Source organism: Gilliamella sp. Pas-s27, from assembly GCF_009795865.1.
GTDB lineage: Bacteria > Pseudomonadota > Gammaproteobacteria > Enterobacterales > Orbaceae > Gilliamella.
In genome coordinates, this window is record NZ_WTEW01000018.1 from 24,516 (window position 1) to 50,023 (window position 25,508).

The 25,508-nt window shown below is 36.2% G+C and carries 25 protein-coding genes and 1 other RNA gene; 18 read left to right on the top strand and 8 right to left on the bottom strand.

The window, feature by feature from the left end; genetic code table 11:
- Nucleotides 1–61: 61 nt before the first annotated feature.
- The 7 genes from xseB to GQ589_RS08085 all read left to right on the top strand — a co-directional run bounded on the left by xseB (nt 62) and on the right by GQ589_RS08085 (nt 5,910).
- Nucleotides 62–307: an exodeoxyribonuclease VII small subunit gene (gene xseB / locus GQ589_RS08055; RefSeq protein WP_160400428.1), complete on the top strand. Its 246-nt coding sequence runs from the start codon at nt 62–64 to the stop codon at nt 305–307.
- Nucleotides 294–1,169 carry a (2E,6E)-farnesyl diphosphate synthase gene (gene ispA, locus GQ589_RS08060; protein WP_160425481.1) on the top strand — a complete coding sequence of 292 codons (876 nt, stop codon included), beginning with the start codon at nt 294–296 and terminating at the stop codon, nt 1,167–1,169. The genes xseB and ispA overlap by 14 nt, the downstream gene beginning before the upstream one ends.
- A 27-nt stretch (nt 1,170–1,196) precedes the next feature.
- The gene (gene dxs, locus GQ589_RS08065) at nt 1,197–3,053 is read left to right on the top strand and encodes a 1-deoxy-D-xylulose-5-phosphate synthase (RefSeq protein WP_160411362.1); all 1,857 of its coding nucleotides are present in this window, start codon (nt 1,197–1,199) and stop codon (nt 3,051–3,053) included.
- A 7-nt stretch (nt 3,054–3,060) separates the two neighbouring features.
- Complete coding sequence (zapA, locus tag GQ589_RS08070; RefSeq protein ID WP_160400425.1) at nt 3,061–3,345, top strand: cell division protein ZapA; 285 nt, start codon at nt 3,061–3,063, stop codon at nt 3,343–3,345.
- Nucleotides 3,346–3,410: 65 nt separating this feature from the next.
- Nucleotides 3,411–3,592: non-coding RNA, 6S RNA (gene ssrS / locus GQ589_RS08075), on the top strand.
- Nucleotides 3,593–3,623: 31 nt separating this feature from the next.
- Complete coding sequence (locus GQ589_RS08080; RefSeq protein WP_160425483.1) at nt 3,624–4,169, top strand: 5-formyltetrahydrofolate cyclo-ligase; 546 nt, start codon at nt 3,624–3,626, stop codon at nt 4,167–4,169.
- Nucleotides 4,170–4,449: 280 nt separating this feature from the next.
- Nucleotides 4,450–5,910 (top strand): catalase, encoded by a 1,461-nt coding sequence (locus GQ589_RS08085; RefSeq protein WP_160425484.1) that lies wholly within the window; start codon nt 4,450–4,452, stop codon nt 5,908–5,910.
- A 921-nt stretch (nt 5,911–6,831) separates the two neighbouring features.
- Here GQ589_RS08085 and GQ589_RS08090 read toward each other — a convergent pair.
- From GQ589_RS08090 to GQ589_RS08115, 6 genes are read right to left on the bottom strand one after another with little or no spacing between them, the layout of a single operon-like run.
- Nucleotides 6,832–7,443 carry an AAA family ATPase gene (locus GQ589_RS08090; RefSeq protein ID WP_160425486.1) on the bottom strand — a complete coding sequence of 204 codons (612 nt, stop codon included), beginning with the start codon at nt 7,441–7,443 and terminating at the stop codon, nt 6,832–6,834.
- 11 nt (nt 7,444–7,454) lie between these two features.
- Entirely contained in the window at nt 7,455–8,312 is an 858-nt protein-coding gene (locus tag GQ589_RS08095) for a class II fructose-bisphosphate aldolase (protein ID WP_160425488.1), read from the bottom strand.
- Nucleotides 8,313–8,323: 11 nt separating this feature from the next.
- Nucleotides 8,324–8,731, bottom strand: coding sequence for a DNA replication initiation control protein YabA (locus GQ589_RS08100; RefSeq protein ID WP_160411366.1), 408 nt, complete (start codon nt 8,729–8,731; stop codon nt 8,324–8,326).
- Between the two features lie 14 nt (nt 8,732–8,745).
- Nucleotides 8,746–10,035: a PTS sugar transporter subunit IIC gene (locus tag GQ589_RS08105; RefSeq protein ID WP_160411367.1), complete on the bottom strand. Its 1,290-nt coding sequence runs from the start codon at nt 10,033–10,035 to the stop codon at nt 8,746–8,748.
- A gap of 21 nt (nt 10,036–10,056) precedes the next feature.
- Nucleotides 10,057–10,359 carry a PTS sugar transporter subunit IIB gene (locus GQ589_RS08110; protein WP_160411368.1) on the bottom strand — a complete coding sequence of 101 codons (303 nt, stop codon included), beginning with the start codon at nt 10,357–10,359 and terminating at the stop codon, nt 10,057–10,059.
- A gap of 26 nt (nt 10,360–10,385) precedes the next feature.
- A complete protein-coding gene (locus tag GQ589_RS08115; protein WP_160425490.1) occupies nt 10,386–12,476 on the bottom strand; it encodes a PTS sugar transporter subunit IIA in 2,091 nt (696 codons plus the stop codon).
- 324 nt (nt 12,477–12,800) lie between these two features.
- Here GQ589_RS08115 and GQ589_RS08120 point away from each other — a divergent pair, with 324 nt between their 5' ends.
- Nucleotides 12,801–13,214: an ester cyclase gene (locus tag GQ589_RS08120; protein WP_160411370.1), complete on the top strand. Its 414-nt coding sequence runs from the start codon at nt 12,801–12,803 to the stop codon at nt 13,212–13,214.
- 101 nt (nt 13,215–13,315) lie between these two features.
- Here the strand turns inward: GQ589_RS08120 and rlmB are convergent, their stop codons facing one another.
- Together rlmB and rnr are read right to left on the bottom strand one after the other, a co-directional pair.
- Nucleotides 13,316–14,077, bottom strand: a complete 762-nt coding sequence (gene rlmB, locus GQ589_RS08125; protein WP_160425492.1) for a 23S rRNA (guanosine(2251)-2'-O)-methyltransferase RlmB — start codon at nt 14,075–14,077, stop codon at nt 13,316–13,318.
- Between the two features lie 27 nt (nt 14,078–14,104).
- The gene (rnr, locus tag GQ589_RS08130; RefSeq protein ID WP_160400419.1) at nt 14,105–16,546 is read right to left on the bottom strand and encodes a ribonuclease R; all 2,442 of its coding nucleotides are present in this window, start codon (nt 16,544–16,546) and stop codon (nt 14,105–14,107) included.
- 194 nt (nt 16,547–16,740) lie between these two features.
- On the opposite strand from rnr, the gene GQ589_RS08135 reads away from it, so the two are divergent.
- The 10 genes from GQ589_RS08135 (at nt 16,741) to GQ589_RS08180 (ending at nt 25,485) form a co-directional block, all read left to right on the top strand.
- Nucleotides 16,741–17,118, top strand: coding sequence for a hypothetical protein (locus tag GQ589_RS08135; RefSeq protein WP_160400418.1), 378 nt, complete (start codon nt 16,741–16,743; stop codon nt 17,116–17,118).
- A gap of 1,098 nt (nt 17,119–18,216) precedes the next feature.
- Nucleotides 18,217–18,534, top strand: a complete 318-nt coding sequence (gene rsfS / locus GQ589_RS08140; RefSeq protein ID WP_091346127.1) for a ribosome silencing factor — start codon at nt 18,217–18,219, stop codon at nt 18,532–18,534.
- Between the two features lie 4 nt (nt 18,535–18,538).
- The gene (rlmH, locus tag GQ589_RS08145) at nt 18,539–19,009 is read left to right on the top strand and encodes a 23S rRNA (pseudouridine(1915)-N(3))-methyltransferase RlmH (RefSeq protein ID WP_160425494.1); all 471 of its coding nucleotides are present in this window, start codon (nt 18,539–18,541) and stop codon (nt 19,007–19,009) included.
- Nucleotides 19,010–19,035: 26 nt separating this feature from the next.
- Entirely contained in the window at nt 19,036–19,503 is a 468-nt protein-coding gene (ybeY, locus tag GQ589_RS08150; RefSeq protein WP_160400136.1) for an rRNA maturation RNase YbeY, read from the top strand.
- Nucleotides 19,504–19,623: 120 nt separating this feature from the next.
- On the top strand, nt 19,624–20,496 hold the full coding sequence (gene corC, locus GQ589_RS08155; protein WP_160400137.1) for a CNNM family magnesium/cobalt transport protein CorC: 873 nt from the start codon (nt 19,624–19,626) through the stop codon (nt 20,494–20,496).
- Nucleotides 20,489–22,030, top strand: coding sequence for an apolipoprotein N-acyltransferase (gene lnt / locus GQ589_RS08160; protein WP_160425496.1), 1,542 nt, complete (start codon nt 20,489–20,491; stop codon nt 22,028–22,030). The genes corC and lnt overlap by 8 nt, the downstream gene beginning before the upstream one ends.
- A 236-nt stretch (nt 22,031–22,266) precedes the next feature.
- Nucleotides 22,267–23,175 (top strand): glutamate/aspartate ABC transporter substrate-binding protein, encoded by a 909-nt coding sequence (locus GQ589_RS08165; RefSeq protein WP_160411376.1) that lies wholly within the window; start codon nt 22,267–22,269, stop codon nt 23,173–23,175.
- A gap of 87 nt (nt 23,176–23,262) precedes the next feature.
- A complete protein-coding gene (locus GQ589_RS08170; RefSeq protein ID WP_160425497.1) occupies nt 23,263–23,997 on the top strand; it encodes an amino acid ABC transporter permease in 735 nt (244 codons plus the stop codon).
- 31 nt (nt 23,998–24,028) lie between these two features.
- On the top strand, nt 24,029–24,763 hold the full coding sequence (locus tag GQ589_RS08175; protein ID WP_160425519.1) for an ABC transporter permease subunit: 735 nt from the start codon (nt 24,029–24,031) through the stop codon (nt 24,761–24,763).
- Nucleotides 24,760–25,485 carry an amino acid ABC transporter ATP-binding protein gene (locus GQ589_RS08180; RefSeq protein WP_160411379.1) on the top strand — a complete coding sequence of 242 codons (726 nt, stop codon included), beginning with the start codon at nt 24,760–24,762 and terminating at the stop codon, nt 25,483–25,485. The genes GQ589_RS08175 and GQ589_RS08180 overlap by 4 nt, the downstream gene beginning before the upstream one ends.
- The last annotated feature ends 23 nt before the right edge of the window (nt 25,486–25,508 follow it).

Sequence of the window (25,508 nt, forward strand, 5' to 3'; positions counted from 1 at the left end):
GCCTTGATTCACGATTATTTGAAATAAGTGTATACTCATCGAATGTAAAGAGGAATTGAATATGACCAAAAAACAAGACAAAGAACCAAGTTTCGAAGAGACACTTAAGCAACTTGAAACTATCGTAACTCAACTAGAAAATGGTGATCTTCCATTAGATGAAGCACTAAGTGAGTTTGAAAAAGGAATTAAATTAGCAAAAACAGGACAAAAACAGTTACAACAAGCCGAGCAACGCATTCAGATTTTATTATCTGAAAATAGTGACGCCGAACTGTCAGAATTCTTAATTGATGATAATGAATAGTTTAAAACCATTACAACAACGAATTGATTCGTTTTTAACTGCTTGCATGTCGCAAATCGAACCATCCACACTTCAACAAGCAATGGAGTACAGCTTGCTAGCAGGAGGAAAACGAATACGACCTATTTTGGTCTATTTGACAGGTCAAATGTTTAATTGCTCACTTTCTAAATTAGACGAAGCCGCAGCAGCTATCGAATCTATTCATACTTACTCATTGATTCATGATGACTTACCTGCCATGGATAATGACGATTTACGCCGTGGAAAACCAACTTGCCACATCCAATTTGGTGAAGCTGAAGCAATCCTTGCTGGCGATGCTTTGCAAAGTTTAGCCTTTTCGTTGTTGGCAAAAAGTAAGCTCATTGATGCAGAAGCTAAAATTAATATGATAACCGAGCTTGCTCATGCTAGCGGTGTTGCTGGGATGTGCCTTGGACAATCACTAGATTTACAAGCGACACATCAACAAATCGATATTGAACATTTGCAAAAAATACATTGTTATAAAACCGGAGCATTAATCAAAGCATCCATCCGTCTAGGCGCTTTCGCATGCGGTGAAATTGCAAAACCTTATTACCTAATGCTTGATCAGTACGCCGAAGCAATTGGACTGGCATTTCAAATTCAAGATGATATTTTAGATATCATTGGTGAACAATCAATTATGGGCAAACCGAAAGGATCAGACCTTGCTCATGAAAAGAGCACATATCCTGCATTAGTTGGACTTGATAACGCAATAAAACTCACCGAACAACTTTATCGGCAAGCTATCGATAGTCTAAAACAAATACCTTATAATAGTCAGCCACTACAAGAACTGGCTGGTTTTATTATTAATCGAAATAGCTAACAGCTAATTAAAAAATAACATTACATAATGAATTTAGATAATTATCCTTTGTTAAAACAAATAAACTCGCCCAAGGATTTAAGGCAGTTTCCTCAGTCACAGTTATCGGCTATTTGTCGAGAGCTTAGACAATATTTACTAACGTGCGTTAGTCAATCAAGTGGGCATTTAGCATCGGGATTAGGTGTGGTTGAATTAACCACTGCATTGCATTATGTTTATCACACGCCGTTTGATAAAATCATCTGGGATGTAGGTCACCAAGCTTATCCACACAAAATCTTAACGGGTCGCCGAGATCAAATGCTCACTATCCGCCAAAAAGGTGGTTTACACCCGTTTCCTCACCGTAGTGAGAGCGAATATGACGTGCTTACCACGGGTCATTCTTCAACTTCGATCAGTGCTGCATTAGGGATTGCAATTAGTGAGCAAAAAAAACAATCAGGGCAAAAAGTAGTAGCCATTATTGGTGACGGCGCATTAACAGCAGGAATGGCATTTGAAGCAATGAATCATGCTGGACATATCAAATCCGACATGTTAGTGATTGTAAATGACAATGATATGTCAATTTCAGCAAATACTGGTGCGCTTAAACAACATCTAGCTCAAATATTAGCAAGTAAAGCTTATACCTCTTTTCGTGAAAGTAGCAAACGTATGCTAGCAAATATTCCACCATTAAAAGAGCTCATAAAAAAAACAGAAGAACACTTAAAAGGTTTAGTCACCCCCGCAATATTATTTGAAGAACTTGGTTTTAATTATATTGGCCCTGTTGATGGGCACGATATTGACGCTTTAGTTGCAACCCTACAAAGGGTTCGACAATTAAAAGGTCCACAACTACTTCATGTTATTACCCAAAAAGGTAAAGGCTATGCGCCTGCTGAAAAAGACCCAACATTATGGCATGGCGTCCCCAAATTCAATCCTAACGATGGAATATTACCTACTACCCAAAAAGTAGCGCCAACTTATTCACAGATTTTTGGCGATTGGCTATGCGAAATAGCGCAAAATGACAAACGTCTAATGGCAATAACGCCAGCAATGAGTGAAGGTTCAGGCATGGTAGAGTTTGCCAATCGTTATCCTGACCAGTTTTTTGATGTTGCGATAGCTGAACAACATGCAGTAACACTTGCCACAGGATTTGCTATTAGTGATCTAAAACCGGTTGTTGCCATCTATTCAACTTTTTTACAACGTGCTTACGACCAAGTAATACATGATATTGCTATTCAAAACCTACCTGTATTATTTGCCATCGATCGCGCTGGTATTGTAGGTGCCGACGGCGAAACACACCAAGGTGCATTTGACTTAAGTTATTTACGCTGTGTACCCAATATGGTTATCATGACCCCAAGCGATGAAAACGAATGCCGACAAATGCTCTACACAGGCTATTTACATAATGGGCCTGCTGCAGTGCGTTATCCTCGTGGTGAAGGCACTGGTGCACAACTTATGCCATTAACAGCCATTCCATTAGGACAATCTAGATTATGTCGACAAGGGAAAAACATTGCTTTACTAAATTTTGGCACTTTACTTTCAGAAGCTTTACAAGCTGCTGAGCAAATTAATGCTACAGTCATCGATATGCGCTTTGTTAAGCCACTGGATGAAAAAGTCCTTTTGCACATAAGCCAAACTCATAATATACTTGTCACCATTGAAGAAAACAGTATTAAAGGTGGTGCCGGTAGCGGCGTCAATGAATATCTATTATCGAAAAAAATAAAATGTGATATTTTAAATATTGGACTCCCTGATAGGTTTATTCCTCAAGGATCTCAAAGTGAGATAAGACAAGAAATAGGGTTAGATCAAAAACACATTATCGATAAAATTAATAATTTTATGAATCAATAGGTTAAATATGGAAACTCAAGCTGTCACTATTCAAATTTTTGGACGAACATTAAAGTTCAATTGTCCTGTTGATGAAGTCGACGCACTTAATAGTGCCGCAAAAGATTTAGATGCGCGCTTAACAAATTTACGAGAAAAATCGCCTCAGATTAGCAGTGATCAACTTATTATTACTGCAGCACTGAATATTTCTTACGAACTGACAAAAGAAAAACAAAAAAGCAACGAATTTGGCGATCGACTAAAAATGTTACAACAGTTACTTGATTCTGCACTAAATACCAACAATTAACCATTTAAATTGTAAATTTAATACAAATAGTATTGTATGATCTGATAAATTTTGTATCATGATAAACATCTCTGAGATGATCGCGATATGGGTTAGTCCCCTGAGCCGATAATCTTATCTTAAGAACGGAGTGATTTTTAATTGGTGAGTATGCCTTACTTGTAAGGAAACCTAAAAATTAAAACACAATGTTCACCTTGAACCTCGGGTTCAAGGGTTACGACCCTAACGACATCTTGGAGTTTCCTTTCAACCTTTTTCTAAAAGGTAAAAATGGCATGAACATCAGGCAAATAATTCGTCAAAAAAGACGGCAATTATCCTCCACTGAACGCAATATTGCTCAGCAAACGATATATCAACAAATTTTTCACCATCAAGCCATTAATACCGCAAAAAATATTGCCATATTTTTATCATTTGATGGTGAAGTCGAAACAACCCCCATCATTGAATATTTATGGCAACAAAATAAATCAGTCTATTTACCCATTATTCACCCTTTTGTCTCTACACATTTACTCTTTTTAAAATACACTAGTCAAACCCAACTGATTAAAAATAAATTTGGCATATTTGAACCAAAGTTAAACGTATTAGACGTATTACCTAACAACCAACTTGATATCGTTTTTACGCCACTAGTTGCTTTTGATCAACGTGGCTATCGAATGGGGATGGGGGGTGGATTTTATGACCGATTACTAGCAAATTACCAAACAAAAAAAATCTTACCTATTGGGCTTGCTTTTGCTTGTCAAAAGGTACAACATATTGACAACAAACCTTGGGATATCAAACTATCCGAAATTATTTACGCTTAAGTTTAATAATAACAAATTAAAATAGCTAAAATTTATAACAAGTAGCAATGTGCAAATAATCTAGATTAATATTTTAGTAATAAAACTGATTTTATTCTTAAGGCTAAATGCATTTTTCGAATATAGAAATAATCGAATATAACTTTATTACTATGCACTACTGTTACCATGTACTACTGTTACGACGTACTACCGTTCTAATTCTAATACATAATATTCAAAAGTAATTGAGTCTTTCATATTTAAAAGCTTTTTTAATATAAAATAAAGGAGTGTTGCAATGTCAGACAAAAAAGTACTAACCACTAATAACGGTGCACCAATAGCCGATAACCAAAACACCCGAACTGCGGGGCCTCGTGGTCCAGTGTTGTTAGATGATTTTCAACTTATCGAAAAACTCGCCCATTTTAACCGTGAAAATATCCCAGAAAGACGAGTTCACGCCAAAGGATCTGGTGCTCATGGCACCTTTACAGTCACCAATGATATCACCAACTATTCTTATGCCAGCTTATTTGCTAATGTTGGCAAAAAAACACCTGTTTTTGCAAGATTTTCAACTGTTGGCGGAGAGCGTGGTTCATCTGACACAGCGCGAGATCCCCGTGGATTTTCAGTAAAATTTTACACAGATCAAGGCAACTTGGATATCGTCGGCAATAATACCCCTGTTTTTTTTATTCGTGATGCAATCAAATTTCCTGATTTTATTCACACTCAAAAGCGTGATCCTAAAACTAATTTAAAAGATCCACAAATGATGTGGGATTTTTGGTCTTTATCGCCAGAATCGCTTCACCAAGTCACTATTCTATTTTCTGACCGTGGTATTCCTGATGGTTACCGGCATATGCATGGTTATGGTAGCCATACTTATAGCTTAATCAATAAAGATGGCATTCGTACTTGGGTAAAATGGCATTTTAGAACCGAACAAGGTATCAAAAATATTCATCCTAAAAAAGCCGCAGAAATGGATGGCACTAATCCAGATTCAGCACAAGAAGATCTATTTAAAGCCATTGAACGTGGTGACTATCCAAAATGGCGACTTTATATGCAAGTCATGACCGAAGAACAAGCCAATAACCACCCTGAAAACCCGTTTGATGTCACTAAAGTTTGGTCACAAAAACAATATCCATTAATTGAAGTGGGCGTAATGGAACTAAACCGAAACCCTGAAAACTATTTTGCCGAAGTTGAACAAGCAGCTTTTGAACCAAGTAATGTGGTTCCAGGTACGGGCTTATCACCAGATAAAATGCTTCAAGGACGTGTTTTTGCTTATGCTGATGCGCACCGCTATCGTATTGGAACTAATTATCAACAACTACCAATCAATGCGCCAAAATGCCCTGTGCATAATTATCAACGTGATGGCGCAATGCGTTTTTATACTCCTGATAATGCACCTAACTATGAGCCTAATAGCATCGACAGCGCACCAAAACAACAACCACAATATGCCGAACCACCAATGCATGTACCTGCAGGCACAATGGACAAGCACGATCATCGTGTTGATGACGATTATTACTCACAACCACGCGCATTATTTAATTTAATGCAGCCTGATCAAAAACAACTGCTTATTGATAATATCGTTGGCTCGATGAAAAACGTCAATCGAGACATTCAAATCAGGCAGCTCAAACACTTCTACAAAGTGCATCCTGATTATGGTTCAGGAATTGCCAAAGGATTAGGCATTAATATAGACCTAATAAAAAATTAGCACTAAAAATAACAATGCCGACTAAACTTAGCCGGCATTTCATTACCTACTGAAAATACATATCGATAATGGCACAACATTTACACAAAAGCTTTCATTCACTAGGCTACACAGTATTGCCATAGCTTATCATTAAATTAGTCAACCGTTATCAACGGTGGTTATATTAAGCAATATAACTGCATACAATAAACAAAAATATTAAATTTATTCTTATTAAATAATCTATTAAAACTAAAAATAATAATGAACAATTCCTTTTGATCGTTTATATTGTACATATACAGTTTTAGATAAGTCAGTTAAAAAGATTGAAGATAAAAAGGACTAACCAATGAAAGCCATTAAACTAGCTATTATATTATTGTTTAATTGTGCCGGAGGATTGCTAAGTTATCAATGGTGTTATCGCTTTATCAAAAAACAATACCATACACCTGAATATTATTATTTAATATATTACGGATTGTGTTATTTCTGTTTTATTCTTATTTCAATCTTCATTTTAAACAAAATAAAAAAACCATCAAAACTAGTCATTTGCGGTTTACTTATTGGCATTTTAATTAGCCTTATTTTTATGATTATCCCTCAGTTAATTCGATATCCTTATTTATATCATCGTTATTTAATCAATTCGATTGGTATTGATTTGCTGATCTCATCATGGATCACGCTTAATTTTATCATATACCCAGCTATTTTATTGTGCTGTCATTACACGATTTTTGGGATTGAAAAAATATATAAGAAATATGTTTTCAAGCAATAATAAATGTTTCCTGCAAATAAAATATTAGGCAGTATTCACGAAAATGAATTACTTATTTAGCCAATACATTGTGGCGTGAGCGAACGATTAACCACCTGCATAATGCCGACTAAACTTAGCCAGCATTATCATTTTTATAATAGTGCTATTTATAATTTAATTATTTGCTTCAACTCATTCAGTAATCCTGAATAATCAACTTTAGTAAAATCGGTTACATCAACTTCGATCAATTTACCTAAAACAAATTGATCATACTGTCGTGTTTGGCAAACTTGATAAAATTGTTCCTTAGTAATTAAATCATCAGCAAGATTTCGATTTTCTAACGTATCGCCATAATGATAATGTTGCATAATATGGCATAAATGGCGCTCAGGTGAACGATCACGCTGGTAACGACGTTGCCATATCACATCAAAATCAGCAACTAAGCGAATGGTTATCACTTGATAATGATATTGTTCGGCAAATTCACTCAGTTGCTTTTTTTGTTTATCACTAAATGGGTATTCAGAAATAATCACTCTTTTACCTGCATCCATATACAGTTGTAAAACACCATAATAAAACGGCCAAACTTTGTGTTCTAACGCTTCTTTTTCGGTTTTACAATTAAAGCCAATAGACTCAGCATATAAAATTTTAGCTTCATCGGGGGTTATAACAAAGCTATCTTTAAATTGCTGTTGCAATTGATTAACTAAATAGGTTTTTCCTGTACATGGACAACCTGCCAGTAAAATTAAATATTTCCGCATACTTACGTACCTTAATTAATTCGGCTACTAACATTAAGAAACAAACTCATCTTATGTTTGACAATTTCTTTAACAGCCTGATTGGCTGGAATAATATTATGTCTTAACGATTTATTCACTTCGGTATCAGCAAATCTTTCTTTAGCAACTTTCGTCCAATTGACTAATAGTTCAGTACCTACATTAAATTTACGAATACCGTTATTAATCAGCTCAGGATAATCTTCTTCTTTAACGCCTGTACCGCCATGAATCACCAGTGGAATATCTACCATAGCGTGAATCTCTTTCAATAAAGGAATATTTACCTCTGTTTTTGATTTAAACTGCCCATGATTAGTACCAATGGCAACAGCTAATGCATCAATACCCGTTGCTTTAACAAACTCTAAAGCATCATTTGGTTTGGTATAGATTCGATCGTTAGGATCAACATGAATACCCTCTTCAGTTCCACCAATTGTACCCAACTCACCTTCAACCGATACGCCACGCGCATGTGCATACTCAACTACCGCACGGGTTTTTAAAATATTTTCTTTAAATGGTAAAGAAGAACCATCAAACATCACCGAGGTAAAACCATTATCGATCGCTTCTTTAATATCATCAAAACTTTTTGCATGATCTAAGTGCAATACAGCATCAACAATCTCTTCATCGGCAATAGCTTTTACCGCATTAACCAGTACTTTAAAACCAATATAACGTGCAGTATCAACGCTAGTTTGTATAATAATTGGCGCACCAACTTCTTTCGCTGCACGTAGCATATCGGGCAACATCTCTAAATTATGCGTGTTGAACGCACCCACGGTAAAATTGAGTTTTTGAGCTAATAATGTGACATCTTTTAGTGTGGTATACATAATAATTTCCTTTAATCTCGTTGAACTGTAACTTGTTTGGCAATGTTGCGCATTGAATCCATCTTATTCATCCAAAAATCAATATCGTCTATTGAACCATGTTGTGCTGCATCGGCACGTTTATGGTTGTACAAATTCATTAATGCTTTATACCCCTCCCCAATTGATTTTTTATGTTGTAAACTCTTTTCTAAATATTCAATCGCAACGTCAACATGATCTAATTGGCAATAAAGTAATCCTGTTTTTTCATATAATGTGGCTAAAGTTACCGCATCCTTTGTATAATCAATCTGTTGCAACAATTGACTAATTGATTGCTCAATTTGGTCTATTTGTGATGATGTCAGACTGACTTTTATTTCTGGTTTATTTTTTGATTCTATTTTAGGGTGAATTTTTTTAAAAAAACTAAACATATCAATCTCCTAAACTAAAAATTCTTTAATAACGGACTTAAAATCCACGCATAGAGCAATGCCGCCGTAACCGTATCAACATCGGTGGCTGTTGCATTAATAAAGCCCATTTGATTAAAGATAGTCACGAGTAATGCTGGTAACAAAGTAATAAAGAATCCGTGTGCGATCCCACCAATGAGAGCCCCACGACGCCCGCCTACCGCATTACCAAATATGCCAGCGGTACCGCCTGCAAAAAAATTAGTTAACATGCCTGGTAAAATCATGGCTAATCCAAAAACTGGCAAGGTCAACATCGCAATCACCGTACCAATTGACGTGGTAATAAAACCTAAAATTACCGCATTAGGGCTATAAGGGAAAAATACAGGGCAATCAAGCGCTGGTATGGCATTAGGTACAACTTTCATTGCAATACCTCTAAATGCAGGCACAATTTCGCCGAGCAATAACCTAACACCAGCTAATAACACATAGATCCCTACAACAAAAATAATCGCTTGTGTAAAGGCATAAATCACATAATTTTGGCTACCAGACAATGTCGAGGCATACTCCTCGCCGGCAAAAAGAACAGTAATGATATAAAGCGGTATCATAACTACCATGACTGATAAATAAGTATCTTGCAAAAATTCAAATGATTTAGGTAATTTCATCTCTTCAATCGAACGTTTGTTTTCACCTCGTTCGCCGACCACATAGGCAACACCTGCCTCAAATAAGTAACCGATTGTACAAAAATGGCCAAGAGCTATATCATTAGATCCCGTCACTCTACGGATAATCGGCTGTGCAATAGCGGGCATAAATACCGCAAAAAGTGCACCAACCAAACCGCCGACTACAATTAACACGACTCCAGAAAGTCCAGCAAAACTACCAAATACCGTGGTCATGGTTGCCATCCAAAGAATTGCCTGACCAGTTAAAAAGATATATTTCCAGCGTGTAAAACGAGCAATAAGAATATTAAAAATAAAGATCATCAAAAAAGTAAGAGCAATATCACGGCCTAAGCCTAACTGATTCATTGCTTGCCCGTTAATCGCTTCAATAGAAGGAATAATCCCTTGCATATTAAAACCAGCAGTAAAAATATGACCAAAATAGGTCAAACTGCCCACAATAATACTTGACCCTGCATTAAGCACTTGAAAGCCCAATAATGTTTTAAGCGATCCTGAAATAATTTGTCCGACTGATTTACGTTGTAAAATCAACCCAAACATAGCAATTAAGCTAATGGTTATTGAGGCTTGAGTTAAAATATTATCAATAATAAAGTTAATTACGCTCATAATATTCTCCTATTTTGCAATTTAAAGTAGTCCCTTTTGTTGCAACACTGGGGTTAACTTTTCATCAATTTCGGCTTTTGAAACAATATTTTTAAGGTAGACAATTGAGGTCTGTTCACTAATATTGAATTTAGCAAATTGAGGGCGAAAATTTTCAGCCGTGATGATAATATCGGCGTTCATTGCCGCGGCAGATGAAATATCAGTATGATCTAATTTAGCCTCAATACCTTTAGTTTTTAGTACATCTTCGGTTGCCATTTGTGCAGCAAAACTACTGCCTAACCCCGCACCACAAACAAATAAAATTTTTAAATTACTCATTTTCAATCCTCCTACAATTTAATGGTTTAATCTAAATTCGGTTCATTAAATAAAATGGTTTTAAATTGCTGTACAGAATCACACATCGTTAAGCATTCAAGTTTTTGTTCATCATTAATTAATTCAATCAAACTACGCATAATATTGAGATGAGAAAACGAATCGATAGCGGCTAAACAAAATATGATTTTCACAGGTCCCATTTCATAATTACCAAAATCAACGGGGTGTCGCATGGTGAGCACACTCACTCCTAATTGATTTACGCCATCTTCAGGGCGAGCGTGTGCCAAAGCTAAATATTTGCCTATGACTATGTAAGGGCCATATTGTTCGACCGAGGTAATCATGGCTTCAATATAGGATGGTAAAATAAATTGTTTTTTTAATAATGGTTCAGCGGCAATTTTGATCGCTTGTTGCCAATCAGAACAATCTTGCTGCAAGATAATGTCATTATCGGTAAGAATATCTTTCAACATAGGCTGGATTTTCCTTTTATTAATTTTAAGATTATTGATTGCTAAACACTTTTCAAGTTGGTTATAGATAGGAGCAGACACAATACCGCCACTTTGTTGAATCAAATCAACCAGTGAATAGAAAAGATCGGTCGCATCAACCAAATGATTTACAACGCGTTGATTAGCACTGTGCTTAGCTAAAAAATCAGTGATAATAGGATGATTTTTCTCTTTTAAAATGGGTTCTAACACCAATACAGGGTGAGCTAAGTGCTGCAATGGAAAGGTGGAAAAAATTAAGTCAAAATCGAGTTGAGCTAATAAATTCTGATCATTACGTCCCAAAATGGCTAGCACATCAATATTAAAAAACTCTTTAAGTGTTTCTGCTAATAAGTTAGAGGTTGCTATACCATGGTCACAAAAGACCACCGCTTTAAAATAGTAACTTCGCTCTTGATTAATTGCGCTCGCAAAGGTAGAAAAATGAATAGTTAAAAAAGCAATTTCATCATCAGATACTTTATGACTTAAGGTATTTTCAAGTTGTTGCATAAACATCGCAATAACTGAATAAATTTCACCATAGTTTTGTTTGATATTATCAAGTAAAGGATTAACAATATGAATATTATTACTCACTCGGGCAATAAGCCCTGCTAAATGTTTACATAAATTTTCGTACAATTGCTCTTGTTTGGTTGAAAAAGGAATTTGCGTTTTTTCTTCTACATAATTAACTAGCTTAATGGCTAATAACTGCGCATTTACCCATTCTACATAGTTATTAATATCCTTGGTATTAAACGCTTCTAACATATAAATAATGTATTGTTGCTCTTGCCTGCTGACCTGCAAAGCAATCTGTTGACAAGTTAAATGAATAAACCTCGCTATTTCTCCCAAATCATTATTATTAAAATCAGTTCTTATCATGGTAAGGTGATGTTGCTGTTGATTTCGAATTACCCAAATAGCAGTAAAAACAACCAATTGCTGAACATAAATTTCATCATGAATCTGACTAAGTGTTTGATGAGCAAGTCGTAATAGACTATCTATTAATTCTTGAGGAATATAATTGAACAGTAACTGCTGTATCAAACTCATCTCATTTAGTGGTTTATCTAATTCAAGATTTCCCAAAAACTGATTAATGGCTTCATACATCATTAAACGAATAGAACGCTCCAACCCCACGAACTGCATACCTTGTTTTGGCTGGCTAATTAATTCAATATCATATTTTTTAAGTCGTGCTTTAAGTTTTCTAACATCTTCATCTAAAACACTTTTTGATACAAAATATACATCTTCTTTATGGCTTAAAATGGTAGGAGAAGCAGAAAAAGCGATAGACAATAACAAATCAAACTGGCGTTCATCTTTACTTAAAATCGATGAGATTGGTATCCCCAATAATGCATTATAAATTAACTGTTTTTCATCTTGTGACGCATTTATTATAAAACCTTTACTACGTATTGTTGAAATTAAAGGAAACTGTCTTTGCGTTAAAAACGCATTAATTTCTTGGATTTCATTGCGAATGGTTCGTACACTAATTTGAAATTCATCCGATAGCATTTCAGAGGTGATTGGATAGTCGATTGAAATAAATTTTTTAAATAACTCAATGGTTCTTGTTCGCATAAACTTATTCACCTATTTACTTCATAAATTAAGTATAAGTGAGATAAATTTGCTTACCTAGTTGGTATTTTTGCCAATAAAACTTGCAAAAATTACTAACAAAAAAGGAAAGGGAGATTGAAAGTAGATAACATTACGTCCAAAATAAAATATAACCTATTGATTATAATTAATTTTAAAAAATCAACTAAATTTAACCTACCTACTTTACAAATTAGCGAACTCTATAAAAACCACTTTGCAAACCCTTTTTTATTGTGTATCTTTCCCATCTAAAAGTGATCAACAGACCTAATAAGATTTATAGCATAAGGAAAAGAAATTATGTCAATCAAAGAAAATAAAATGGCTATACAAAAATTTTTAGAATTTATTAATACAGGGAATGTTGAGTTATCTAAAGAAATAATATCAGAAGATGCCATATTTTATGCACCAACAAGCCCAGAACCATTGAAAGGACCTTCAGGCTATATGTGTGTACTAAATATGATGCGAAGCGCTTTCCCTGATATTCAATGGAAACTAGATGAAGTTGTTGCAGAACAAAATATTGTTGCAACTCGCTTTACACTAAACGGCACGCATAAAGGTCATTTTTTTGGAATTGAACCATCAGGAAAGAAAATTGAAGTAACTGCCATGAATTTTTATTATTTTTCACATGGCAAAATTATCAAAGAATATGGACAACCTGATATATTTGGATTACTAAAACAAATAGGTGCAATAAATTAGTAGTTCACCACTATTTAAATAAAACCATTCTTCTGGTGACAATTCATTTTGTCACCAGTTAATATCAAATTTTCGTACTTGAATACCCTGAATGATTGAAATTACATCCTGATAGCTACTTTTTGCCGAACAATCTCAAACAAACACACACCTGTTGCCACCGACACATTAAGCGATGACACAATGCCCGCCATTGGGATGCTAACCAACTCATCGCAGTGTTCTTTAGTTAAACGGCGCATACCTTCACCTTCAGACCCCATTACCAAAGCAAGTGACGTTGCAGTTGATGTTTTATAAAAATCGGTTTGATAAAGCGTACGCTCAGCTTCACCAGCGGTGCCCACAATCCAAACTTGATACTCGTCTTGCAACATACGCATAGTACGCGCCAAATTGGTCACTCTAACTACAGGTACGCTTTCAGCTGCACCACAGGCAACTTTTTGTGCGGTCGAATTCAGCGGTGCGGAGCGATCTTTTGGCACAATAATAAAATCAACCCCAGCGGCATCAGCAGTACGAATACAAGCACCTAAATTGTGCGGATCGGTCACGCCATCTAAAATTAAAATAACGGGGCTTGGTTGCTGTTCCATTAATAGCGGAATATCGTTTTCTTGATAACCTCGGTTTGGTTTTACCATGGCTAAAATACCTTGGTGTACGCCGTTTTTTGACTTTTCATCTAACCATTGACGATTAGCTATTTTTACAGGCAAGCCAAGCTGCTCTAATTGGCGCACAACAGCAAGAAGGCGTTTATCTTCACGCCCTTTAATAATAAATACTTCAATGATTCTTTCTGGCGAACGTGTTAATAATGCTTCAATGGCATGCAGGCCATAAACTGTTTCACTCATTTATTTGTTACTCTTTTATCTTATTAACTATTTGGTTTTATTGGTTGATTTACTACGTTTTTTACTTTTAGCTTTCACTTCAACTTTAGCCGTTGATTTCATGCTTGATTTAGCGCTCGATTTTGCCTTTTTTGGGGTACTTGATTTAGTACTTGGCTTAGTATTTGGTTTCGTACTACTTTTTTTACTGGTTGATTTTTTATCTTTTCGCTTAACGGGTAAGTCAGCTTGTTGAGCGTTTTGGGCTTGTTTAGACTTATCCTTTGCCGTTTTACCTTGACGTTTTGGCTTATTATTACTGCCCACTAACGAAAAATCAATTTTACGCTCTTCTGGATTGACGTTATCGACTTTCACTTGCACTTTATCGCCCAAACGATAAGTAAAGCGAGTATTTTCACCAATCAAACGATTGCGTGAACCATCAAACGTATAATAATCATTTTCTAGCGATGACACATGCACTAAGCCATCAATAAATAGATCATCTAACCGCACAAAGAAACCAAAATTCACCACGCTCGAAATCGTACCGTTAAAAACCTCGCCGACATGATCTTGCATATAATCACATTTAAGCCAATCAACTACATCACGCACCGCTTCGTCCGCACGTCGTTCGGTCATGGAACAGTGCTCACCAAAATAGAGCATTTCGCTGGTAGTATAACGGTAGCCACCTGTTTTACTGGTCTTTTGTTGTTTATCCGCTAAAATCCATTTAATCGCACGATGCAAAAGCAAATCAGGATAACGACGAATTGGCGAAGTAAAATGTCCATATTCCTCAAGTGCTAAACCAAAATGTCCGCGGTTTTCAGGATCATAAATAGCCTGCTTCATGGAACGCAAAATAACCGTTTGCAGCATATCATGATCAGGACGTGTTTCAACCACCGTCATTAATTCGGCGATATCTTTAGGTTTAGGATTAGCGCCTCCACCAAGCGACAACCCAAGTTCACTTAAAATACTACGCAAATTATTAATGCGATCTTCATCAGGCCTGTCATGCACACGGAATAATGAAGGAATATCCGCTTTAATCACTAATTTTGCCGCAGCCACATTGGCTAAAATCATGCACTCCTCAATGATTTTATGCGCCACATTACGTTGTGCTAGTTCGACACTTTCAATACGCTTATCAGCATTAAAGATAAATTTAGGCTCTTCTGACTCAAACCCTATCGCCCCACGAGCAACCCGTGCTTTATCAAGCACATTATAAAGCCCGTAAAGGTTCTCAAGATGAGGAACCAAGTCACGGTAATGTTCGCGAAGTTCTTCATCTCCCTCCAAAATCTTCGCCACTTTGGTATACGTTAACCGAGCATGCGAATTCATCACCGCTTCGTAAAACTCATACCCCGTCAACCGCCCACGATTAGACACCGTCATTTCACAAACCAAACACAAGCGATCCACTTGCGGATTTAACGAACACAGTCCATTAGATAAAACTTCAGGAAGCATAGGCACCACACGCGATGGAAAGTAAACCGACGTACCACGCAAACAAGCCTCTTTATCTAACGCTTTGCCGGGCCTAACATAATAACTCACATCCGCAATCGCCACCCACAACCGATAGCCACCGCCACGGTTTTTTTGACAATAAACCGCATCATCAAAATCACGGGCATCTTCGCCATCAATAGTCACTAATGGCAAATTTCGTAAATCTTTACGACCTTTTTTGGCGCTTTCGGGAACTTGATCAGTAAATTTGCTGGCCTCGGCTTCAACCTCGTTAGGTAGTTCATAAGGGATTTCGTGATTACGCAAAGCAATATCAATGGCTAAATTTGTGCCCATCATTTCGCCAAGCACTTCCTTAATCACACCCACCGCTTTTTGGCGACGCTCTGGTCGTTGTTGTAACTCAACCACCACAACCGCTCCCATGCGTACGGTGCGATCGGGTTTACCCGTTATTAAAATATCAAAGTTCAAACGGCTATCATCAGGCACCACAAAACCAACGCCTTGCTCGATAAAATAACGACCAACAATTTGATTACTACGAGGCTCTAAAATTCGCACTACCCTAGCTTCGGTTTTACCACGGTATTGCGTGCCGATAGGCTGGGCTAAAATCACATCGCCCTGTAAGACTTTCTTCATCTGTTCTGGTGCTAAAAAATAGTCCTCAGGATTACCCTCTACCCGCAAAAAACCAAAACCATCACGGTGGGCAATAACCTTACCTTTAACCATGTCGAACTTTTCTGGCAGGGCATAACACTTACGACGCGTAAACACCACTTGACCGTCACGCTCCATCGCACGCAAACGACGGTGCAATGCCACTTTTTGCTCATCATTTTTAATGTCGACAGCTTGAGCAATTTTTTCTAAACTGGCAGGCTTTGCTTCTTGTTTAAGGTAATCTAAAATAAGCTCTCGACTGGCAATTGGGGAATCATACTTCTCGGCTTCGCGGTCAAAAAATGGGTCTTTTATCATAAAGGAATATCCTGTGACTAATATTAGTGCTAGCATAACATAGAGTGGTATAAGTTAACATCAACATTCTATTTAATAAACAAGAATCAATTGATTATTAGCTTAGTTTTAAAAGAATAGTTCAGTATCTGAGTTATAGTAAAAATAATTAAAATAATTAAAATAATAACAGTTAAAAATAAGGAAATAAAAAAATGGAAAAAACCCTACCATCAGTATTAAAAATAGTGCATTGGAGTTTAATTATACTACCGGGGTTGTTAGGAGCAAGTTTGTTCGATTACTCAGCAAACAGTTGCTTTGAATTAATACATGAAAATATTATTTTAATTTTTCTTTTGTTAATTATTTCTGTATTAATGATATTTTTCTCATTAAATCTATATCATGAAGACGTATGTAATTTTCTTACTTCATCAATAATGATCACCGTAGCAACATCCTATATTGCAATTTTATCACCGCCTGTTGCTTATTTTGTTAGGGGGTATGGTTTTTATAATTTAATGGCTTTTGGACTTTTTATAATTATAAATATGCTACCAGCTATTTTAACATCGATGTCAATGTAGTTTGTTTTTTTGGAAAAAACCGCGAAAAAAAACTTCAATAAAATCAACACCTTTCCTGACTGATTTTTTTTATCAAAATGATGCTTTTTTGTTGGTGCATAGAATGGGTTAGGTGCGGTGGTTTCGGACGTTTGAGCTTTGGGTGAATAAAATAGCTGTTGTGAACACGTCCGAGCCAAGGGAATTTAAAGCGAATTCCCTTAGCAATCCCACGCTTTGGCTGCAGAATGTGGCCTTCGGCACTACTCGTATCATCCTGATACTCGCCTCTACGAGGCCACCTTCGCTGTGCTCAGATGTTCAAATTTGTTCCAGACAAATTTGTCCGACGTCGCTCAGTCTTAACGCACCGTTTGTGCGATTACTCGTATCATCCTGATACTCGCCTCTACGAGGCCACCTTCGCTGTGCCCAGGTGTTCAAATTTGTTCCAGACAAATTTGTCAAGCGCGCCACAAACTCGCCAAACGTCCTGTTTGGCGTGCTAACCTCACTCTGTTGTCGGCGCATTCTGACGCCGGAATAAGGCAGATAGCATAGCCGATTGTTTTTTATAATTATATGATTAATTTGTTTTTTTAATTACCGCCTATACGGCGTTAAGGATATGTATTACATGGTGTGTCGGTCATTTGCTTTTCTAAACCGCCTATACGGCGTTAAGGCAGCACAAACGACAGGAACTTGAGCAGCTGGCTTTCTAAACCGCCTATACGGCGTTAAGGGAGAACTCAAGATTTGATAAATCTTGTTATATAAAGATAAACAACAATTTTGACTTTGAAAACCCTTTTTTTAAGCTGTTTTATAATGTTTTGATTTTATTGAATTTTAAATTATTGTAAAAAAAAGGGTTTGTAGAGGTTTATATTCAAAAAAACGGACAGAAAAAACTTTAATAAAATCAATACTTTTCCTGACCAATTTTTTGATAAGAAGTAATTGATTAGCTATTGTTAGTCTGTTTTTATTCTAAAGGCCGAAGGTTAGTATTGATTCAGTCATTTATGCCGTTAAATGTTGTTTCTATTTTTGCATAGCCGTTATTTTATAATTTCGTGGTATACTAGCGCTTTATTTTTTAACCATAGAGAGTTTATTTTGCAGCAGTCGTTACAAGATTTTATTATTGATAAGATTGATGATCTAAAAGGCAAAGATATTGTTACCCTTGATGTTCGTGGTAAGTCGAGCATTACTGATTACATGATTATTTGTACGGGCACTTCAAACCGTCATGTTTCGTCTATTGCCAATCATTTACTTGATGAAGCTAAAAAACAAGGGCATTTAGTATTAGGTAGTGAAGGGAAAACTGATGCTGATTGGGTTGTGGTTGATATGGATTCGGTGATTGTGCATATTATGCAAGAAGAGAGCCGTCAGCTTTACGAACTGGAAAAACTTTGGAGTTAATGGCGTGAAAATTCAGCTTATTGCTGTTGGCACTAAAATGCCAAGTTGGGTTACAACAGCTTTTGATGATTATTGTGCTCGCTTTCCTAAAGATATGCCGTTAGAGCTTGTTGAGATCTCTGCCGGTAAGCGTACTAAAAATGCCGATATTGTACGAATTTTAGATAAAGAAGGTGAATTGATGTTAAGTGCCTGCGGTAAAAGTAATCGTATTGTGACACTTGATATTCCCGGTAAACCTTATACAACCCATAATTTAGCTGAACAATTAGAACGTTGGAAAGCCGACGGGCGAGATGTGAGTTTGTTGATTGGTGGCCCTGAGGGGTTATCGCCTGCTTGTAAAGCAGCAGCTGAGCAGAGTTGGTCGCTGTCCCCGCTTACGCTTCCTCACCCTTTAGTGCGCGTGATTGTGGCCGAGAGCCTTTATCGTGCATGGAGTTTAACGACTAATCACCCTTATCATCGTGAATAATAATAACCTAAGGTAATCAAAATAGAATGAGCGCAATAATTTTAGATTTGCAAATTGCTACCGAAGATAACCAAAATCTGCCAACCGAAGCGCAAATTTTACAATGGTTAGGGGTTATTTTGCCGCAATTTGTGGATAATGCTGAACTCACTATTCGTATTGTTGATGAGCAAGAAAGTCAGCAATTAAATAATACTTATCGTCATAAAGATAAGCCAACCAATGTATTATCTTTTCCATTTGAGTCCCCCATTGAAATTGATGTTCCTTTGCTTGGCGATTTGGTGATTTGTCAGCAAGTGGTTGAAGCTGAAGCTACAGAGCAACATAAATCATTAACTTCGCACTGGGCACATATGATTGTGCATGGTTGTTTGCATCTATTAGGCTATGATCATATCCTTGACGACGAGGCTGAAGAAATGGAAAATATCGAAATTGATATTATGCAACAGTTGGGGTTTGAAGATCCTTATCAACCCATTGACGAGTAAAATGCATGATAAACCGTTTGGTTTTATGTTATTTTGTAAGCGCTTTTAGTAAGTAGATTAAGTAAACTAAGCATAAAATAGATATTACATTAATAATAAAGTAAGAAAGGAAAAGAACAAATGAGTGATGATAATCACCGGAGACCTAAAAAAGGGTTTGCATTATGGTTAAGTCAGTTATTTCATTCAGAACCAAAAGATAAAGAAGAACTGATCGAAGTGATCCGCGAAGCCGAAGAAAACGAGCTTATCGATCCCGATACGCTTGATATGATCGAAGGCGTTATGGATATTGCCGAGCAACGTATTCGCGATATTATGATCCCCCGCTCTCAAATTGTTACCATTAAAGACAATTATTCGCTTGATCAATGTTTAGATATTATTTCTGAACATGGGCATTCCCGTTATCCTGTTATTAGTGAAGATCGCGATCATATTGAAGGGATTTTATTGGCAAAGGATCTGTTGATTTTTATTCGCCAAGGTGTCGATAACTTTGATTTGAAAAAAATCCTTAGACCAACCGTTGTTGTGCCTGAAAGTAAACGTGTTGATCATATGCTAAAAGAGTTTCGTATGCAGCGTTATCATATGGCAATGGCTATTGATGAGTTTGGTGGTGTGTCGGGTCTTGTGACTATCGAAGACATTTTAGAACTGATCGTTGGCGATATTGAAGATGAATATGATGAAGTTGAAGATCGTGATATCCGTCGCTTGTCCCCTTCGGTTTATACTGTTCGAGCACTTACACCCGTTGAAGATTTTAATGAAATCTTTGCCACTGATTTTAGCGATGACGAAATGGACACCATTGGCGGGCTAGTGATGCAACATTTTGGTCGTTTACCTTTACGCGGTGAGAGTATTACAATTGATGGTTATCAATTTAAAGTAACCATTGCCGATAGAAGGCGTATTATTCAACTGCATGTAACAATCCCTGATGGTGCAAAAGTACCTAATTTAGAGTTACCAGAAAATGCTTAAACCAATTTTATTAAGCTTGTTTTTAGGTAGTATAGCGGTTTTTAGCTATGCCCCTTTTCATCTTTGGCCTTTGGCCTTTGTGTCGTTTGCAGGGCTGTTATGGCTTATAGCTGATAAATCTAAAAAACAAGCCGTGATGCTTGGATTAAATTGGGGAATTGGCTACTTTTTGGCTGGCGTTCACTGGGTTTATATTAGTATTAAACAGTATGGGGAATTACCGCCTTTTGTTGCCATAATTATTTTGGGACTTTTAGTTTTGTATTTGTCGCTCTATCCAATGCTATTTGCTTTTTTGTTAAGAGTGACAAATCGATTTGCTACACCATTTTCGTTTAAACAGCTTGTGCTTGTCGCACCGATTGTTTGGCAAGTTACCGAGTTTTTACGTGGCTATATTTTGACAGGTTTTGCTTGGTTGCAATTAGGTTATAGTCAGCTTGATAGTCCTTTGCGTGCTTACTTTTCTGTCGTTGGGATTGATGGTGTTAATTTGATTTTAACGGTGTTATGTGGCTTGTTAGTTTATGGTATAAAGACCGCCACCACAAAAACACCTAAAAGGTTCGTTTTCGGTGCGTTTATTGCACTAATCATGATCTTTTTTGCACCAATTTCATTCAAAAATGTCGATTGGACAACCGTCAATAACAGCCGTTCGGCTAATTTTGCTTTAATTCAAGGAAATATTTCACAGTCAATTCGTTGGACAAGAGAACAGCTGAATAATACCTTACAGACCTATGCCAAACTAACTCTAGATAATCTTGAAGAAAATAAGATTATTATATGGTCAGAAGCTAGCATTACCGATTACGAAATTAATCAGCAGTCTTTTTTACAACATTTGGATAATGAAGCCAGAGCCCATAATGCTGAAATCGCTGTTGGTATTATTGATTATCGATTTGGTGAGGATGGTTATCAATCCAATGGTGATATCTATAATACGCTATTAGTATTGGGCGAAAAGGAACCCTATCAATACCCAACAATAAATCGTTATCAAAAACACCATTTAGTGCCTTTTGGTGAATTTACACCACTAGAGTCAGTACTTGAGCCGATTGCTGAATTACTTAATATTCCCATGTCATCAATGAGGTCTGGCCAAGCAAAACAACCACAATTAGTTATAAAAGGCTTTAAATTTACACCCGCTATTTGTTATGAAATTATTTTGTCGGATTTAATGCGACAAAAATTTACCCCTGATAGTGATTTTTTATTGACGGTGTCCAATGATGCGTGGTTTGGTGATAGTATTGGTCCTAAACAGCATTTACAAATGGCACAAGCTAGAGCGCTTGAGTTTGGTCGGCCGTTAATTCGTAGTACTAATACAGGTATTACGGCAATTATTGATCAGCATGGTAATATTGTTAAACAATTGCCTCAATTTAAAACAGATGTTTTATCAGCTTCTGTTTCGCCAACAACAGGATTAACGCCTTATGCAAGATGGGGGAATGTTCCTTACTTTGTTATTATGGCATTTATGCTTATCTCACTTTTTATAAAAAGACGTTCATAATTTATGATACTGGCATAATTTTTGCTTAAATATAATTAGGTTTAAGAAGTTTTGGTGTGATTAATCATTGGCAAAAACACGCTAATTATTGATTACATCTAGCTCCGTGATAGATAAATAAAACAGTAAAAAGTACTTTTATGCAAAAAAATAAGTTATAATATACGGTCTTTGTAAAAATATTAAAATTATTTAATATGATACAAACTAAACAGTAGGAACAGTAGGAGATGAGTATGAACAAAAAGACAAAATTAACCAAATTAGTGCTATCATTTGCAATGTTAGGCTTAATGACTGGTTCAGCTGTTGCAGAAGAGCTAAGCGGTACATTAGCCAAAATTAAAGATACAGGTGTTATTGTTGTTGGTCATCGAGAATCTTCGATTCCATTTTCCTATTATGGTGAAAAACAAGAAGTTATTGGTTATTCACAAGATTATTCTAATTTAATTGTCGATGCAGTTAAAAAAGAACTAAATTTACCAAACCTTCAAGTAAAATATTTACCAGTCACCTCGAAGACTCGTATTCAATTACTTAACAACTATACTTATGATTTTGAATGTGGTTCAACCACAAATAACCTTGAACGTCAAAAAACAGTTGATTTTTCAGACAGTATTTTTATTGTCGGTACTCGATTCTTAGTCAAAGCAGATAGCAATATCAATAGCATTGAAGACTTAAAAGGCAAAAATGTGGTAACAACCGCTGGCACAACGTCAGAAATCCGTTTAAATCAAATCAATAATAAAGATAACTTAGGTATTCGTATTATTACGCCAAAAGATCATGGCGATGCATTCAATGCGCTTGAAACAGGCCGTGCCGTGGCATTTTTAATGGATGATGCACTACTTGCCGGTGAGCGTTCCCGAGCAATTAATCCTGCGGAATGGAAAATTATTGGTGAACCACTTTCTTATGAATCTTATGGCTGTATGTTAAGAAAAGGCGATACTCAATTTAAACAATTGATGGATAAAACTATTGCTGATGCACAAAAATCAGGGAAGGCATTAGAATCATATAACAAATGGTTTACTCAACCTGTTCCACCAAAAGGTGCAAATATGGGTCTTGAAATTTCACCAAAAATGGTTGAGCTGTTTGCTAACCCTAATGATAAAGCATTAGATTAATACTTTTCTTATCTTTCTAATCCAATGTACTAAGTGCTTTGTTTTTAGCATTTAGTACATAATCTAATTTAGTGAATTAAATATATTATGAGTTTTAATTGGACACTATTTTTTCAACCCACTCCTTATGGTAGTGGAATTTATTTAAACTGGCTTTTAGACGGTGTTATCGTCACAGCTTCATTAGCTTTTACTGCGTGGATCATTGCTTTTGTACTAGGATCGCTTATTGGGATATGTAGAACATTAGACAATAAATTTTTAAACAACTTTGCAGCAAGCTATATTCAGCTATTTCGTAACATTCCATTACTTGTGCAAATGTTTTTGTGGTATATGATTCTACCTGTAATGTTAAGTGGTCGTGTAAAAGTTTGGTTTATATCTGATTTATCGCCCAATGTAAGCGCATTTATTACTGCTGCAATAGCACTAGGCTTGTTTACTTCAGCACGTATCGCTGAACAAGTAAGAACTGGCATTCAAACGTTACCAAAAGGTCAACGCTATGCTGCTATTGCTCTTGGTTTAACGAATCGACAAGCTTATATGTATGTTTTATTACCAAATGCTTATCGACGTATTATTCCACCATTAACATCAGAAATGACTAATATTATTAAAAACTCATCGGTTGCTTCAACAATTGGGTTAATTGATTTGATTGGTCAAATCGATCGTATCAATGAGTCAACTAATAGCATTGTTGAAATATTGTTGGGTGTTACCATTGCCTTTATGCTGATTAACTATGTGGTAATTACTGTGATGCGAATTGTTGAAAAATATACTCGCTTACCTAACATGAGTCATGGAGGATAATATGCAGTTTATTGATAGGATAATTGATAGGATGATTGATAGGATAATTGATAGTATTATAAATACGCAATTATTTAATTGGATTGCCAATATACCTTCATTAGTATTAGATAATTATGAATTATTATTAAGTGGATTATGGCTAACAACTAAAATCACGTTTATCGCAGTTGCTTTTGGCATTGTTTGGGGAACCGTACTGGCGTTAATGCGCTTATCTAACATTAAAATATTAAATATTTTTGCGAAAAGTTATGTTACTTTGTTTCGCTCAATACCTCTTTTATTAGTGTTGCTATGGTTCTATTTAGCACTACCTCAAGCCATTAAGTATCTATTTAACTTGCCCCCCTATGCCGATGTGCGTATTGCATCAGCGATGATTGCTTTTGCGCTATTTGAAGCTGCGTATTATTCTGAAATCATTCGTGCGGGTATCAATGCTGTTGCAAAAGGACAATACCACGCTGCTTATGCACTAGGAATGACTAAAAGCCAAGCAATGCGTTTAATTATTTTACCGCAAGCGTTTAGATCAATGGTGCCATTATTATTAACCCAAGGTATTATCTTATTCCAAGATACATCTTTAGTTTATGTTATGGGGTTAATAGATTTATTTGGCGCAAGTGTGACTCAAATTGGGGGCACCCAAGGTGGTACAGATAAATATTCAATGGTTATTTTTGCAGCAGCAAGTTATTTTGTAATTTGTTTTACTGCTTCATGTTTAGTTAATTATTTTAAAAAAGGGATAAATCGATGATCTCCTTAGAAAATATATCAAAATGGTATGGACAATTTCAGGTATTAAAAAACTGCACTACTCGAGTAGGTAAAGGCGAAGTTGTTGTTGTGTGTGGCCCTTCAGGTTCAGGGAAATCAACACTGATAAAAACCGTAAATGCTTTAGAGCCTATTCAACAAGGTAAAATTGTTATTAATGGTACAGAAATTACTAACAAGTCAACGAATTTAGCAAAATTACGTTCTAAAGTGGGTATGGTGTTTCAACACTTTGAGTTATTTCCTCATTTAACAATTTTGAAAAATCTAACACTCGCTCAAATTAAAGTGTTAGGCCGTTCAGATAAAGAAGCGGGTGAAAAGGCCCTTAACCTTTTAGAGCGTGTTGGTTTACTTGCCCATGCAAATAAATACCCTGCTCAGCTTTCTGGTGGTCAACAACAACGTGTAGCAATCGCTCGCGCACTGTGTATGGATCCGATTGTTATGTTGTTTGACGAACCAACTTCAGCACTCGACCCTGAAATGGTTAACGAAGTATTAGATGTGATGGTTGAGCTCGCTTATGAAGGCATGACAATGATGGTGGTTACTCATGAGATGGGCTTTGCTCGTAAAGTTGCTCATCGAGTGATCTTTATGGATGCGGGTGAAATCATTGAAGATACGTCAAAAGAACAATTCTTCACTAATCCACAATCCGATCGTGCTAAAGACTTTTTAGCTAAGATCATCCACTAATAAAATAACAGGGCTTAACTGCC

What these genes read in the sequence shown, in the direction of transcription:
- xseB (WP_160400428.1), top strand. Translation starts at nt 62, where the DNA reads ATGACCAAAAAACAAGACAAAGAACCAAGTTTCGAAGAGACACTTAAG.
- ispA (WP_160425481.1), top strand. Translation starts at nt 294, where the DNA reads ATGATAATGAATAGTTTAAAACCATTACAACAACGAATTGATTCGTTT.
- dxs (WP_160411362.1), top strand. Translation starts at nt 1,197, where the DNA reads ATGAATTTAGATAATTATCCTTTGTTAAAACAAATAAACTCGCCCAAG.
- zapA (WP_160400425.1), top strand. Translation starts at nt 3,061, where the DNA reads ATGGAAACTCAAGCTGTCACTATTCAAATTTTTGGACGAACATTAAAG.
- GQ589_RS08080 (WP_160425483.1), top strand. Translation starts at nt 3,624, where the DNA reads ATGAACATCAGGCAAATAATTCGTCAAAAAAGACGGCAATTATCCTCC.
- GQ589_RS08085 (WP_160425484.1), top strand. Translation starts at nt 4,450, where the DNA reads ATGTCAGACAAAAAAGTACTAACCACTAATAACGGTGCACCAATAGCC.
- GQ589_RS08090 (WP_160425486.1), bottom strand. Translation starts at nt 7,443, where the DNA reads ATGCGGAAATATTTAATTTTACTGGCAGGTTGTCCATGTACAGGAAAA.
- GQ589_RS08095 (WP_160425488.1), bottom strand. Translation starts at nt 8,312, where the DNA reads ATGTATACCACACTAAAAGATGTCACATTATTAGCTCAAAAACTCAAT.
- GQ589_RS08100 (WP_160411366.1), bottom strand. Translation starts at nt 8,731, where the DNA reads ATGTTTAGTTTTTTTAAAAAAATTCACCCTAAAATAGAATCAAAAAAT.
- GQ589_RS08105 (WP_160411367.1), bottom strand. Translation starts at nt 10,035, where the DNA reads ATGAGCGTAATTAACTTTATTATTGATAATATTTTAACTCAAGCCTCA.
- GQ589_RS08110 (WP_160411368.1), bottom strand. Translation starts at nt 10,359, where the DNA reads ATGAGTAATTTAAAAATTTTATTTGTTTGTGGTGCGGGGTTAGGCAGT.
- GQ589_RS08115 (WP_160425490.1), bottom strand. Translation starts at nt 12,476, where the DNA reads ATGCGAACAAGAACCATTGAGTTATTTAAAAAATTTATTTCAATCGAC.
- GQ589_RS08120 (WP_160411370.1), top strand. Translation starts at nt 12,801, where the DNA reads ATGTCAATCAAAGAAAATAAAATGGCTATACAAAAATTTTTAGAATTT.
- rlmB (WP_160425492.1), bottom strand. Translation starts at nt 14,077, where the DNA reads ATGAGTGAAACAGTTTATGGCCTGCATGCCATTGAAGCATTATTAACA.
- rnr (WP_160400419.1), bottom strand. Translation starts at nt 16,546, where the DNA reads ATGATAAAAGACCCATTTTTTGACCGCGAAGCCGAGAAGTATGATTCC.
- GQ589_RS08135 (WP_160400418.1), top strand. Translation starts at nt 16,741, where the DNA reads ATGGAAAAAACCCTACCATCAGTATTAAAAATAGTGCATTGGAGTTTA.
- ybeY (WP_160400136.1), top strand. Translation starts at nt 19,036, where the DNA reads ATGAGCGCAATAATTTTAGATTTGCAAATTGCTACCGAAGATAACCAA.
- corC (WP_160400137.1), top strand. Translation starts at nt 19,624, where the DNA reads ATGAGTGATGATAATCACCGGAGACCTAAAAAAGGGTTTGCATTATGG.
- lnt (WP_160425496.1), top strand. Translation starts at nt 20,489, where the DNA reads ATGCTTAAACCAATTTTATTAAGCTTGTTTTTAGGTAGTATAGCGGTT.
- GQ589_RS08165 (WP_160411376.1), top strand. Translation starts at nt 22,267, where the DNA reads ATGAACAAAAAGACAAAATTAACCAAATTAGTGCTATCATTTGCAATG.
- GQ589_RS08170 (WP_160425497.1), top strand. Translation starts at nt 23,263, where the DNA reads ATGAGTTTTAATTGGACACTATTTTTTCAACCCACTCCTTATGGTAGT.
- GQ589_RS08175 (WP_160425519.1), top strand. Translation starts at nt 24,029, where the DNA reads ATGATTGATAGGATAATTGATAGTATTATAAATACGCAATTATTTAAT.
- GQ589_RS08180 (WP_160411379.1), top strand. Translation starts at nt 24,760, where the DNA reads ATGATCTCCTTAGAAAATATATCAAAATGGTATGGACAATTTCAGGTA.